Source organism: Paenimyroides ummariense, assembly GCF_900115115.1.
Taxonomy (GTDB): domain Bacteria; phylum Bacteroidota; class Bacteroidia; order Flavobacteriales; family Flavobacteriaceae; genus Flavobacterium; species Flavobacterium ummariense.
Map to the genome: position 1 here is coordinate 1 of NZ_FOVI01000017.1, position 13,824 is coordinate 13,824.

The 13,824-nt window shown below is 37.7% G+C and carries 11 protein-coding genes; 4 read left to right on the plus strand and 7 right to left on the minus strand.

The window, feature by feature from the left end; genetic code table 11:
- From BM253_RS11760 to BM253_RS11785, 6 genes are all read right to left on the minus strand, one after another.
- The coding region (locus BM253_RS11760) for a glycine-rich protein (RefSeq protein WP_177205776.1) at nt 1–3,449 on the minus strand (3,449 nt) is incomplete at its 3' end.
- A 439-nt stretch (nt 3,450–3,888) separates the two neighbouring features.
- Complete coding sequence (locus tag BM253_RS11765) at nt 3,889–4,284, minus strand: hypothetical protein (RefSeq protein WP_143095641.1); 396 nt, start codon at nt 4,282–4,284, stop codon at nt 3,889–3,891.
- 929 nt (nt 4,285–5,213) lie between these two features.
- A complete protein-coding gene (locus BM253_RS11770) occupies nt 5,214–5,663 on the minus strand; it encodes a PepSY-like domain-containing protein (RefSeq protein WP_091524527.1) in 450 nt (149 codons plus the stop codon).
- A gap of 66 nt (nt 5,664–5,729) precedes the next feature.
- Nucleotides 5,730–6,524 carry an HAEPLYID family protein gene (locus BM253_RS11775; protein ID WP_091524382.1) on the minus strand — a complete coding sequence of 265 codons (795 nt, stop codon included), beginning with the start codon at nt 6,522–6,524 and terminating at the stop codon, nt 5,730–5,732.
- Between the two features lie 41 nt (nt 6,525–6,565).
- On the minus strand, nt 6,566–7,846 hold the full coding sequence (locus BM253_RS11780; protein WP_091524385.1) for a sensor histidine kinase: 1,281 nt from the start codon (nt 7,844–7,846) through the stop codon (nt 6,566–6,568).
- Nucleotides 7,843–8,520, minus strand: a complete 678-nt coding sequence (locus tag BM253_RS11785; RefSeq protein WP_091524389.1) for a response regulator transcription factor — start codon at nt 8,518–8,520, stop codon at nt 7,843–7,845. Before BM253_RS11785 ends, BM253_RS11780 begins: the two co-directional genes overlap by 4 nt.
- Before the next feature lie 510 nt (nt 8,521–9,030).
- On the opposite strand from BM253_RS11785, the gene BM253_RS11790 reads away from it, so the two are divergent.
- Nucleotides 9,031–9,588: a YciE/YciF ferroxidase family protein gene (locus BM253_RS11790; RefSeq protein ID WP_091524392.1), complete on the plus strand. Its 558-nt coding sequence runs from the start codon at nt 9,031–9,033 to the stop codon at nt 9,586–9,588.
- Nucleotides 9,589–10,800: 1,212 nt separating this feature from the next.
- On the opposite strand, the gene BM253_RS11795 is transcribed toward BM253_RS11790, so the two are convergent.
- Nucleotides 10,801–11,310 (minus strand): lipocalin-like domain-containing protein, encoded by a 510-nt coding sequence (locus BM253_RS11795; protein ID WP_091524396.1) that lies wholly within the window; start codon nt 11,308–11,310, stop codon nt 10,801–10,803.
- 662 nt (nt 11,311–11,972) lie between these two features.
- On the opposite strand from BM253_RS11795, the gene BM253_RS11800 reads away from it, so the two are divergent.
- Genes BM253_RS11800 through BM253_RS11810 form a run of 3 tightly spaced genes read left to right on the plus strand, consistent with a single transcriptional unit; the run spans nt 11,973 to nt 13,445 of the window.
- Nucleotides 11,973–12,176, plus strand: a complete 204-nt coding sequence (locus BM253_RS11800; protein ID WP_091524400.1) for a type II toxin-antitoxin system Y4mF family antitoxin — start codon at nt 11,973–11,975, stop codon at nt 12,174–12,176.
- Nucleotides 12,176–12,511, plus strand: a complete 336-nt coding sequence (locus BM253_RS11805) for a HipA N-terminal domain-containing protein (protein ID WP_091524403.1) — start codon at nt 12,176–12,178, stop codon at nt 12,509–12,511. The genes BM253_RS11800 and BM253_RS11805 overlap by 1 nt, the downstream gene beginning before the upstream one ends.
- The gene (locus BM253_RS11810) at nt 12,504–13,445 is read left to right on the plus strand and encodes a HipA domain-containing protein (protein WP_091524405.1); all 942 of its coding nucleotides are present in this window, start codon (nt 12,504–12,506) and stop codon (nt 13,443–13,445) included. The genes BM253_RS11805 and BM253_RS11810 overlap by 8 nt, the downstream gene beginning before the upstream one ends.
- Nucleotides 13,446–13,824 lie beyond the last annotated feature (379 nt).

Sequence of the window (13,824 nt, forward strand, 5' to 3'; positions counted from 1 at the left end):
TTATTTGCTCCGTTACAAGTAATGCTTGTTGATGCCATATTAGATACAAGAGCATCCGGTTCATCAATCGTAACATTTGCGGTTGCAGTACGATTTAATGCATCTGTTACAGTTACGGTATAAGTTCCGGCTGCTAACCCTGTAGCTGTAGCTGCCGTTCCGCCAGATGGCGACCATGAATAGGTTAGTGGTAATGCGCCGCCTGTAACAGTAGCAGTAGCAGTACCTGTTGCAGTTCCACCACATAAAATATCTGTATGGGTAGCTACTACCGTTGGTGCAGGTACATCTTCGTAGTGTACATCATCAATAGTAACAGAAGATGCAGTAGTTACACCAGGGTAAGCAAGTCTGAATGCAAAATAATCATCAGTAGTCACCGGAAGCGGAACAACATATTCGGTCCATACCCTATCATTATTATTATTAATGGTATGCAGTATAGTAGCACTGGCAGTAGAGTTTGCACTTGGCATCGAAAGAATCTCCAACTGACTAACGTAAGTTGTTGTAGCATAAGATCGAACTGAAAAACGCAGCTGTTTAGCACCATTACCTAAATTATTGGTCTGTGGTGAAATTAAAACTATTTCTTCAGAAGCAGCTCCTGATGCTGTGTTAGCTCTATACAATCTATAAACATTAGGAGACGATTGCGGATTAGAAGCTACCACATAACCGTAACCCGTTGTGGTATTGTCTAAATAGCTCCAACAGTCCGGATAATTGGAACCTGTTTTACTTGCGCTACCTGCACTTGTAGTGTCAAAGTTTTGAGTAAAAGTACCAAAAATATCACACGGAGTTTGAAAAGAAAATGGTGTTTTAGTCCACATACCGTTTGCTGTTCCACAAATACTGCGCACATACAATGTATAACCGGTAAAAGATTGTAATCCGGTTATATTTACAGTAGTAGTTGTGGCATTTGTTGTTCCTGTTTTTTCTAAACCGGTTGATCCTGAGCCAGCTGCTCCAGTTGTGCGTATTTCGTATTCATACCCCGTTACACCCGTTGCCAAAGAAGTATCCCATGAAATTGTAGCTGTTGTAGGTGTGATATTTGAAACATTTAAATTACCTGGAAATATACAAGGTGATAAATTTTCATAATATACATCATCAATATTGATATCAATTGCTGTTGTTGTTCCATTATGAGCTAATCTAAAGCCGAAATAATCATCGGTTGTTGCCGGTAAAGGAACTATATATTCTTGATATCCGGTATGATTAACCACAACATTCTGAATAACGGTAAATGTAGCAGAAGATGTAGTTCCGTTGGATCTAACTATTTGCAGTATATTACTTGTATTTGTATTAAGTGCCATAGCTGAAAAACGTAGCTGTTTTGTTCCATTTCCAAGATTAGCTGTTTCAGGTGATATCAATACCAGATTTTGTGTAGCATTTGTTGTTGAGTTGGTTCTGTACAATCTAAATGAATTAGGTGCAGATTGTGCGTCGGCTCCTTCTACATAACCATAACCTGTTGTAGTAATTTCATCAATATAACTCCAGCAATAAGGAATAGACGCATTGGTTGTACTACCGGTAGCTGTTGTGTCAAAATTTTCATAAAAACTATTTGTAACAATACCGCATAACGTATAAAACGATATTGGGACAGGTGTCCATTTTCCGGTTGATGTACCACATATAGCACGAACATAAACGGTATAATTTAATGAAGGAACCAAGCCTGAGGCCGTTACTGATGTTGTGGTTGCATTTGCAGTAGTACCCGTAGCTCCTAATCCGGTTGCACCTGAACCTGGGGCTCCTGAACTACGTACTTCATATTGATATGCAGTAACGCTAGAAGATGTCGATGCTGTCCATGAGATATCGGCTGTGGTTTGAGTAATATTAGCTGTAGTAACAGCAGTAGGATAAAGACATGTATCTAAATCTTCGTAATAAACATCATCTATATTAATGTCTACTGTTGCTGTTGATCCATTATGAGCGAGACGAAATCCAAAATAATCATCGGTTGTTACCGGTAAAGGAACTATATATTCTTGATAGCCTGTATGATTAACAACAATACTCTGTATAACTGTAAATGTAGCAGAAGACGTTGTTCCGTTTGATCTTACTATTTGTAATATATTAGTTGCATTTGTATTAGTAGCCATTGCATAAAAGCGCAGCTGTTTGTTTCCGTTACCCAAATTATCAGTCTGTGGTGATATTAATACCAGATTCTGTGAAGAATTTGCTGTAGAATTAGTTCTATACAATCTGAATGAATTGGGCGCAGATTGTGCTGTAGCAGCTTCAACATAACCGTAACCTGTTGTGGTAATTTCATCTATATAGCTCCAGCATGAAGGAAAAGTAGCAACTGATGTGCTTCCGGTTGCTGTTGTGTCAAAGTTTTCCGATAAATTAGCAATTGGTGTTTGTGATACACTTACTACGTTTGTTGTTGCAGTAGCTCCACCGTTTGTACAGGTTACAATCATTCTGTAATGGGTAGTAGCTGTTTGATTGGTTACTGTATGAAATGGATTGATAGCTCCACTTATATTGGTCCAAGGTCCCGTTGCAGAAGGTGAACTTTGCCATTGATAGGTAATGTTACCTGCCCTTGTAGAACCAGAAACAGACAAAGTAAATGGATCGTTTATACAAGTTCTTGCAGTTACTGTTGCCGTACCGGAAGTTGGCGTTCCTGTACAAGGCGCTAAATTTGTTATTACAACTGTACCATTGCCTGTAACGTCAGGGTTAGGCATAAAACCTGGTTGACCAAACATAATTGTTGTGCCACTAGATACTCCGCCGGTGTAAGAAGAGCCTCCACCACCTGCGCCACCCCAATGTCCGCTGCCTCCGCCGTAATATCCACCACCACCGGCAGTACCACCTAAAGTTCCTGTAGAAGAATAGTCTCCACCAATTCCTAATACACCAGGTAAGGAATAACCAGCTATTCCTCCCGTTGCGGCAGTTCCCCCAGCTGTTTGGCTTCCGCCCCCACCTGCATACGTAACACCTCGGCTACTGCCTCCGGTTTCTCCATTTGTACCGCCACCATGACCTCCATTACCAGAATAGGTTGTGTAGCCAACAGCGCCGCCACCGCCACCGGCAACAATAATTCTGTCTGTATATGTTGTATTTTGAGTAGTTCTAACATCGGTTCCCCCGCCGCCTGTTCCACCATCAGATCCACTACTAAATGTTCCTAAGAACCCACCTCCGCCATTCCATCCGCCAGTTGTAGGTGCACTTGCAACGGCTCCTTTTCCTCCAACATATATGTAATAAGTAGTAGGTGTGGTAACGCTTATAGTTCCTTTGCTATAACCACCTTTGCCCCCTATACCAGCTTTAGCATCACCTCCGTTAGCTCCCCAAGCTTCTATTTCATAATTACCTGGAGACAGGGTTACAGTCTGTACTGATCCTGTGTAAGAGAAAGTCTGTCCCTGCATTTCTATATAGGACAAACAAAAACAGACGAATAATAAAATGAGCGATCGAGTGGTTAGCCACCTAACCTTGAGACTTGATAATTTGGTAGTTTTTTCCATGAAATATTGTTTTGTTAGTTTAAAAACCAAACTTAAGTAAATTTTCTGATATTTTTTTGATATTTTTTTATTTATTTGTAGTTTTTAACAAATTTAATTCAAAAAAAACACAAAACTAACAAATTTTGTACATAAAGAAAGGCGGAGAAATTCCCCACCTATGTGTCATTACAATTAAAATTATTAGTAATTTTAATGATTGAGAATCCTTAACGGTTTCTACTTTAACTAGATAAACATAACAATATTGCGGTTAAAACCATTTGGTATTTGTTTCATACAACTCGTTAAGTTATTAATCGGAATCTAGCATACAACATCAAACATGTAACACCTAACATCATTCCAAACCCAACCTGTGAATATTTTCATCGGAAGTAATGTTCCATTTGCTTAAAACACATTTGTATTTATTAGCCATTTCAATTTTATAAGTAAGTATTTTTGTAATGCTTTGTTCGTTAGGAATAATTTTGTTAATGATTCCGGTAATCTGGTATTTCTTATGTTCATTTAAAAAGTAGATCACATCATCGTTTGCCTCAGCAAGTTTTGCGGCAAATTTACTTCCGTTACGTCCGTGCTCGCTTGTGAAAGTATATACGATTTTTACAAAGGTTGAAGATGCTTTTGTGTTATTGCATAACTGCTGTGCGACCTGTTGTTCCAGATCGTTCACAGTTTTTTCCATATAGTTGGAATGATTAGTGTGTGTTTTAAAAAAATATAGTTTCATAGGGTGCATAATTAAATTAAGACTTTTACAAGTGAAAATTTTTATTCTGCATAAGTGTGCGTAAATATATTATAAAAATGTATAAAATTCACAAACTCATAAGTAAATTTAAAATTATTTTTATGTTTTATTACTATTGCTAAAATACTTATTAAGAGAAAAAAAGAGAAAAGAGAAAAGAGAAAAGAAAAAAGAGAAAAGAATATTGAAAAAATAGAAAGTAGAATATAGAAAATAGAATATAGAATATAGAACATCCAGACTCAAATAGTTTGTCCCAACTATTATTATTAACCACAGATTACATGATTTACACAGATTTATATTTATCAGCATGGTTAAACGGTTAAACGCGTCAACAATTCAATAAATATCCCCTTTAAAAAAGAGAATCCGCAAGATCATAAATAAATTCCCTCCTTGAGGAGGGCTAGGGAGGTGTTATAATCAATTATACACATAAACAATTTAACGAATCAAGATGTGCCTTCGAGAGCCTCAGGCACCCTTCGAGAGTATTTCGATACATCGGTAAGCTCAGCAACCGTGAACTCAGCAACCGCCTCAGGCACCGTTGGAAGGATTTTGTACCACAGGACATCCATAGTAAAAAATTAATTTAAAATCCGTGAATCTGTGGTAAAAGATTCCCTCCTTGAGGAGGGCTAGGGAGGTGTTTAAAATCACTAGTTAGTTTATTAAGTACGCAGCAATACATTATACAAAAACATTCATCATTCATCATCGTACACCAAACAACTTGTCCCGTCCCGCTCCCCACAAGATCCAACCAATTCCATACTTGGAGAGGGCTGGGTAGGTGTTTAAAATCTTGTTCCGATCACTATCGGGATCAACACAACACTATACATCAATACAATATTACAGTTAAAAAAATACCCATCCTCCAGCACCATCGCAGCCAGGCATTAGTCGGCTACCTTACTCAGAAGATTTCCGTTATGGTCAAAAGCTGCTTTCCATTCTTCCGTAAAGCTTTTAAGTTCCATTGTGTAGGTAGTTTTGCCGTACTCTGTAATACGTTTTACATCATCAATGCGGAACCCTATAAAGCCACTGTTAATCATTTTAAGTATGTTTTTAGGCAGTTCGTTTTTTGAAATTTCCTCTGTATGTTTTATCAGTCTGCCTTTTTTGTCGTACCAAATGTCGTGATCTGTTCCAAATACACCTATCTCAAATTCTGCTTTGTAATATCCCCCGTCCAGTTCCCATTCTGCATCAAATGCCTTGGGAAAAGTTTTGTTAAAACTGTTTATAATTACAGACGGAACCTCATTATAATTTAAATCTTGTGCAGCGGCTTTCTTTCCAATAAATACCGATACAAACAATGCTGTTAGATAGAATCTTTTCATTTTTATAAAATTTTTAAAATATATAGTAAACTTAAAAACGCAATCTGGAAACATTTGGGAATTTATCTATGGTTCGTAAATAAATCTTGCGAAGCTACTGAAACCTTCACCTGCTTTTCGGGTGGGTATGCCTGCTACCAGTCCAACGGCTGTATGTTCGTCTAATTTCAACTTTAGCTGCGGACGAAGCGTCATTCTAAACCTTCCTTGCTGAAATTCTTTGTTTATTTCAACACCTGCAAAATGCTTTGTTCCCGGTATAGTAATAAGCAGTGAAGTATTTACCTGCCATTCCACGCTGAGCATTTTAGCGGCGAAATCGTGCCTAAATAACGGATAAGCATAAACAAGCGAATTTACATATGCACCCCAGCGCTTTGCTGCCACAAAGAACGGACTGTAAACCGTTCCTGTAACCAACGGCTGTTTTTCAACCGATCTAAATGGCTTAAAATTGATAATCTGGGTATAACCCACAGCCAGTGTTGTTTTTAAGCCTGGTGATACGAAAAAAGAGTATTGCGAGGAAAAACGTAGTGCTTCAATCTTGTTTCCAGGAGTTTCGGCGGCGGTTTTATTGTTGAAAAATGAAAAATCAGCTTCCACTTCAAATCCCAAGCGATCAACGGGTGCAAATTCATATTCCAACAGAAAGGCATGCTCGTTGTAGCTTGTGTGTTTTGAGAAGTCGTACCCTGCATTAAACTCTTTTTCCCCTTTTCGGGCACCCAGGTCACGCACCAGATCATAGTAGAGCGGTTCGGCGTGCGAAACTTTTTCAGGCAGCATGTCCTGAGAAAAACATTTGGCTGCAACTAAGATTAAGGCAGCCGACAGAAAATATTTTTTAATCACGTTCATACAGCAAAATACCAACGCGAATTTGGAAACATTTGGGAAAATCAGCTTGATTTCACTTCAAATATATGTTTTTTTTCATCGTAATGGTATTGCAGGGAAAAACCATACAGATCGCATACGGCTTTTACTATTGCCAATCCCAATCCGGAGCCCTGCGAATGACCTTCTGATTTGTAGAAACGCGAAAAAAGCTTTTGGTGGTCAAGTGCCTGTGCAATACCCGTATTGACAACTTGAATGGATTTTTCGGTTATAAAAACAGCTACACTTCCGTAGTTGATGTTGTGAAAAACAGCATTTCGCAACAAATTAGATACAACGATCTGTGCCAATGCATTATCGGCCGTAACCAACATTTCTGCTGTTTCCTGTACCGATATTTCGATATTCCTAAACGCTGCCAGCTCCTCCAGATCGCCTATGGATTGATGAACTACCTTGTTAAGCGAAACCGGACGGTTGTTAAAAAACTGCCTGTTTTCAATTTTGGTAAGCAACAATAGCGATTTGTTCAGCCGCACCATACGCCCGATGATGTCTAATACTTCGGAAATGTTTCCTGCCTGCTCTGCATTAAGTCCTGCTTTTTCTACAAACAGTTCTAATTTGTTCGTAGCAATAGCAAGGGGCGTTTGCAATTCATGCGAAGCATTTCCAATAAACTCTTTCTGCTGCCGGTAGGTTTCAATGGTTCGCTGCAGTAAAATGGTAACAGCCTGCTGCAAATCGTTAAATTCCTTTGTATTCGTTGGCGCCTGCGGTAACTTATCGCTGCTTCCAACCCGATAATCCTTCAACTGGTTCAGTAAAAGGTAAAAAGGCTTCCACAATCTTTTAAGTATGAAGCTGTTTATAAAAATTATAGCTGCAATCAGCACCAGATAAAGCACCAGCGCTTCACGGAACAGTTCCTTCACCAGGTCGTCTTCTTCAACCATTGAATTGATAATTTTTAATTCGTAGAACCTATCATTACTTTTAAAGGCCGTTGCCAGCAACCGTACCGGTTCAAGTTCCAATTCCTGATCATCGGCATCCTGCATGTACATCAGTGTATCAATATAAGTATCCTTACCCCTTAAAGATTTTTCTTCAGACAGTTCGCGAATAGCGAAAAAGCCCTCGTCGAAATTGGTTTTCTTTAAAAGCGAGGGATCTTTTTCAACGCTGTATATAATCTGACGTTTGTAATTCTCCAAGCCTTCATCAACACTTTCCTTTATTTCGTTCAGCATGTTAAAGTAAAAGAAAACAGACCACACGCCTATAATCATAAACATCCATAACGACAAGTGTAGCAGCGATTTATTCAGTAATTTCATTTTTCGATCAGCTTATACCCAATTCCGTAAACAGCTTCAATTTCAATTTCGGCATTGGCCTGGTTCAGCTTTTTACGCAGGTTCTTTATCTGGTAGTAAATAAAGTCGAAATTATCTACTTGGTCTATATTGTCGCCCCACACATGTTCTGCCAGTGCCCCTTTGGTAACGAGCCTGTTTTTGTTGAATAAAAAATAGTTAAGTATATCAAATTCTTTCCTGTTAAGTGCAACTGCTTCCTTATCTACAAAAAAGGTGCGGTTATTAAGGTCTAAAGCAACATTGCCCACTTCAACGGTATCCTTTCCGTTTGATCTGTTTCTGCGTATAACAGCTTTAATCCTTGCATTTAGTTCGGCAATGTGAAAAGGTTTTGTAAGGTAGTCATCTGCCCCAAGTTCCAAGCCTTTCAGCTTGTCGTCTAGCGAATCTTTAGCAGAAATAATAATTACATTTCCCGATTTTCCCGTTTCTTTAAGATGCTTCAAAAGCTGCAAACCGTTACCGTTGGGAAGCATTATATCCAATAATATGCAGTCGTAATCGTACAGCAGCATTTTTTCGTGTGCCGTATAAAAGTCCGTAGCGTTTTCTATAACAAAATGTTCCTTTTTTAACGAAACAGAAATGGCATCGAGCAATTCTCTTTCATCTTCGACAATAAGAATTTTCATGAAGGTAAATATAGTTAATGAATTTGGGAAAGATGTGGGAATTTTTTATGTAATAGCAGTTTTAACATAGTAGTATGTATCGATGCGGATATGTACCCAGCGTATTCACACTCAATAAAAAGTTACCGACCGTATTACATCGTTTTTGTATGATCGTACAAAAGTGTGGTGTTAATGTACATTTTGTGAACTATATTCATTATTTCTTTAATAAAGTGTTAATCATCAGTACAACCATATGGTGGATTTTTTGTTTTAGAGTTGAATAAAATTTATTTTAAAAAAAATAGTGCTATCAAGCTATGGCTACAGTTGCGTAACATGTAATTACAGTAATTGCCATATCCTTATCATATCCGCCAGCCATCGCATATGCCGTTGGCTTAAACTTTGATGCTGATTACAAAAACTTATTTCCGAAAACGCTTAAGAAACTAAAGAGATTATTTTTGACTTACATTAAAATATTTCAAATAGGGAGTAAAACACATTAACTATAAGTAATTAACTATGAAAAAGGAAAAAGAACAAACGACAGAAAAAGCAACTGATGCCACTATGGTAAAACCTAAAAGCTCTGCTGCCGAAGGATTACGCGAATTGTTTATAGACGAGCTGAAAGATATCATCTATGCAGAACGCGCCCTTTTAAAAGCACTGCCAAAAATGGCCAGCAACAGCAGCAGCATGAAGCTTAAAAAAGCAATTGAAGAGCATGTAACCGTAACCGAAACACAGATTGAGCGTTTAAAACAAGTATTTGACCTTTTAGGCGAATCGGATCGAGGTAAAAAATGCGATGCCATGGAAGGTTTAATTAAAGAGGGTGAAGGTATTTTGGAAGAAACCGAACCGGGTCCGGTACGTGATGCCGCCATCATTTCAGCATCTCAAAAAATAGAGCATTATGAAATTGCATCGTACGGCACATTGGTTGCATTTGCCAAAACGTTGGGTGAAGATAAAGCAGCTTCTTTGTTGGAAGAAACCTTGAAAGAAGAAAAAGATGCCGATGCAACACTTACCAAGGCAGCGTACAACGACATTAATTTTGATGCTGTAGAATAGTAGAAAAAAATAAGTAAATGTTAGAAGCTCCCAACGGAGCTTTTTTTGTTGCTTAAACAGATTGCATATGCTTGATTGCCTTTCAATGATGTTGTACATAAAAAATTTGTAGCAGGTTACTGACAGTACTTAGTTATTTTACATGATTCCTTTAACGGAACGTTAGTAAGCAATGTACGTATTAGATATGAAGTTGGAATACCTTAAGTATGGCATTAATGCGTTAATGAAGCGGCACTGATGCGGCATTGATAGGTACCAATCTGAAATTCAACCGTTGTATTTTGTGCCAATCGAAGTAGTCAAAATAAAATCTCTATATATTTGAAGATCACATTAACCGTACAAGGTTATTCTATATGGTGCTGCTGTGTACTTGAGCAAAGATAAAGAAAAGTAAGATGCTTTCCGTATAGTAGAGCAATTTTAGAGCGTTGTGAATAGAATTATAACAGATTAGATGAATTCTAAGGATCATGTAAATACTGTTAAAAGCTTCAACACTTCACTTAACATCTCCGTAAGTCCGTCTTCAAAGAGGGAATGACCCAGCTTTATAAGACGAATATCTAGAAAATTGAGTTCGATTGTTATTTCGATACTTCGGCAAACATAGTACAGGCAGGAGAAATGTATAAAATTAAAGCTTAAGATTTTTCGACTTCACTTCGTTTCGCTCAAAATGACAGTCTTTCTTCAGCATCTATATGACTTGAATTATTTGTAACAGAAAATTTTCAATTTAAAACAGTTGAATGTACAACATTCAGCCATCCGAATATATTTTCAAGTTGTTAAAATAAAAATGTTTTAGTAAATTTTTTAATCTGATGAAGATTGTTGGGTGCCTTCGAGAATATTTCAGCAGGCTCAATAACCACCTCAGGCACCTCTCGAGAATATTTCGTCAAGCTCAATAACCGTGCTTCGATGCTTCGGCACTTCGGCGGGCTCAGTGACCACGGGCTCAGTGACCACGGGCTCAGTGACCACGGGCTCAGCAACCGCCTCAGGCACCCATCGAGAACATTTCGATACTTCAACGAGTTCAGTAACCGCAGGCTCAGTGACCAGAGAAGCATGACAGCCGGATAGGATTATAGAGTCAAATCAATTCGTTAATTAGGTTGTCAACTAATATCGTATAAAAATCCTACATATTAAAAAGCGTCCGAATTTCTTCCACACGTTTTAAATTAAAGTATTAAGTTGTTAATACGATTCAAAAAGAAGCACGAAATCTAATGGTTCTACCTTTAATTTTAGTGAGGTGTTCGTAAGTTCCAAAATAGTCATATCGCCTGCCATTAAATTACCGTTTGGATCATTTGCCACCATTGTAAGTGTAGTACCGTTTAGAATATAGCTTCCAGAATCTTCTTCCGTTGTAACGCAGTCTGTAAGGTAGCTTACGTCTTTAGCCGTACCGTTGGAAGAGAATTGAAGATAATCATAGATTGTTGCGCACTCATGGTCGTGGTAAGCTATATCTACCCCCTGCACATCGGTAATACCGACTTTTTTCCATTTAGCAACAATGGTAGGCGTTGGATTTGGATTGGGGTCATTAGGGTTTGGATCAGGATCATTCGGATTAGGATCAGGATCATTTGGGTTTGGGTTTTGTGTAACGGGTGTTTCAGCTTCAGTATACTCTGCGCACGAATGGATTGAAAAGGTTACAAAAAGAACAGGCAGAATAAAAGATAAAATACGTTTCATGATAAGTACTTTAATATTGGTAATAAATATCTATTGAATTGTAAATAACTGAATAATAATTGATAAAAGAAAAAAATATGCCTCTTTTTAGGTTATGTTAACTATTTTAACATATAACATTGTGTTATGATTAGCTACTAATTAAAAACTTTAACTATCAAATAATGCATCAAAAAATACCCCCCAGCACCATTGATCCTTCATCATATTTATAAGTTCTTTAAAATCTGTGAATCTGTGGTAAAAGATTCCCTCCTTGATGAGGGCTAGGGAGGTTTTATAATCAATCATATACATAAACAATTCAACGAATCAAGATGTGCCTTCGAGAATATTTCAGCAGGCTCAATAACCGTGCTTCGATGAACTCAGCAACCGCCTCAAGCACCGTTGGAAGGATTTTGTAAACAGCAAATATACTATACAGCGAAAAAATACACCCAGCATCCCGCACCAAACACCAATCATCCATCATCGTACACCAAACAACTTGTCCCGCCCCGCAGAATCCAACACCTCTACCGCCATCCGGATTAAACTACCTATCTACCTCAATAATTCAACCCGTTTAGGTATAATACTAGGCTATATAATAAATTTTACACCCGAAGTGGTATTTTTATATTTACTTTTCATATATTTATATCAGAAAAGGTATAACTATGAATTCATTACGATCATTTGTAAAACAAAAACGAAAAGAGTTGAAACTTACACAGGAAGATTTAGCTTTAAACGCCGGGGTAGGTCTGCGCTTTGTTCGTGATTTAGAGCAGGGTAAAAAAACATTGCGATTAGATAAAGTGAACGATATACTGGTATTGTTTGGAAAAGAAGTAGGGGTAATAGATAAAATTCAAGAGTAATGGCACGGCAGGCAAACATATATTTTCAAGATCAGTTGGCTGGTACACTGGTCGAAGGTGATAATGGCTATACATTTTACTATAAAAAAGAGTATTTACAAGCATCTAATCCTAAACCTGTGAGTTTAACGCTGCCACTTTCAAATGACAGCTACCATAGCAACGTGCTGTTTCCATTTTTTGACGGACTGATTCCTGAAGGATGGTTGTTGGAAATTGGAGAAAAACATTGGAAACTCAATACGCGAGACCGCTTTGAACTATTAATCAATTTATGTAGAGACACCATTGGGGCAGTTTCTGTATATCCGGTGGAGGCGGAAAGTAATGAATAATTGTTTGTTTTGTTATAAGCCCGTGGAGCATGGCGAGTATCACACCGCTTGTTCAAAGAAATTCTTTGGAACAACAAACGTTCCTTTCCTAGAATTAGACCAGGATAAATTAAATCAAATGGCGCAAATAACCGTAAACGAGCGGTTAGCTTTAACAGGGGTACAACCCAAAATATCATTAAGCTTAAATGGTGAAAAAGGAAATAAACGTCTAACCTTGGTTGGTTTGTGGGGCGATTATATCCTAAAACCACAGTCCGATCATTTTGCGCAGATGCCTCAGGTTGAAGATCTCACCATGCATCTGGCAAAGCTGTTTAAAATAGATACTGCGCAGCATACCTTGATACGCACTTCAACTAGAGAATTGGCTTATATTACCAAACGTTTTGACCGATATACTTCGTCTGGTTCCCTGCGAAATAAGGTTCATGTAGAAGATCTGTGTCAGTTGTCAGAATTGCTTACAGAGCAGAAGTATAAAAGCTCGTATGAGCGTGTAGGCAAAATCATCAGAAAGTATGCTGCCAATCCTGGTTTAGATGCTATTAGGTATTATCGTTTGGTATTATTTTCTTTTCTGACAGGAAACAACGACATGCACTTAAAAAACTTTTCCTTAGTACATACCCAGAATGGTGTTTTGTTTTCACCGGCTTATGATCTTTTAAATGTAAATCTTATTTTTCCTAGCGATGAAGAAGAATTGGCATTAACATTGGCAGGTAGGAAAAGAAAAATAAAAGGTTCAGATTTTGATCAATTTGCAACATCTTTGGAAATTAATAATATAGTGCGTAACAACATTTATAGAGATTTCTCTAAACATATTTATAAGGCAATCGATCTCATCAACAGAAGTTTTCTAAGCGAAGAATATAAACAAGAATACATCAGAATTTTAAGTGCTAAATATAACCAATTAGGTCTTTAGTGGTTTAGGTCACTTAAACAATCACGTCGCCTCTGCTTGTCCAGATCGCTATCGGGATCTACGTAACATCGCCGTTAATATCACTTTGAAGGGATAATTCGAAGCATTAAATAAACAAAATGCCTCCTTGGGCAGGGCTAGGGATACGTTATAATCAATTATATACATAAACAATTCAACGAATCAAGATGTGCCTTCGAGAACCTTAGGCACCATTTGAAGGATTTTGTACCACAGGACATCCATAGTAAAAAATTAGTTTAAAATCTGTGAATCTGTGGTAAAAGATTCCCTCCTTGAGGAGGGCTAGGGAGGTGTACAAATTATTAATTCAGTACTACAATATACTTTAAAACGATATACATTAAATTACAACGAT

Coding starts and splice junctions, on each gene's coding strand:
- BM253_RS11770 (WP_091524527.1), bottom strand. CDS start 5,663: ATGAAAAGATTCTATCTAACAGCATTGTTTGTATCGGTATTTATTGGA.
- BM253_RS11795 (WP_091524396.1), bottom strand. CDS start 11,310: ATGAAACGTATTTTATCTTTTATTCTGCCTGTTCTTTTTGTAACCTTT.
- BM253_RS11785 (WP_091524389.1), bottom strand. CDS start 8,520: ATGAAAATTCTTATTGTCGAAGATGAAAGAGAATTGCTCGATGCCATT.
- BM253_RS11790 (WP_091524392.1), top strand. CDS start 9,031: ATGAAAAAGGAAAAAGAACAAACGACAGAAAAAGCAACTGATGCCACT.
- BM253_RS11805 (WP_091524403.1), top strand. CDS start 12,176: ATGGCACGGCAGGCAAACATATATTTTCAAGATCAGTTGGCTGGTACA.
- BM253_RS11775 (WP_091524382.1), bottom strand. CDS start 6,524: ATGAACGTGATTAAAAAATATTTTCTGTCGGCTGCCTTAATCTTAGTT.
- BM253_RS11800 (WP_091524400.1), top strand. CDS start 11,973: ATGAATTCATTACGATCATTTGTAAAACAAAAACGAAAAGAGTTGAAA.
- BM253_RS11780 (WP_091524385.1), bottom strand. CDS start 7,846: ATGAAATTACTGAATAAATCGCTGCTACACTTGTCGTTATGGATGTTT.
- BM253_RS11810 (WP_091524405.1), top strand. CDS start 12,504: ATGAATAATTGTTTGTTTTGTTATAAGCCCGTGGAGCATGGCGAGTAT.
- BM253_RS11765 (WP_143095641.1), bottom strand. CDS start 4,284: ATGAAACTATATTTTTTTAAAACACACACTAATCATTCCAACTATATG.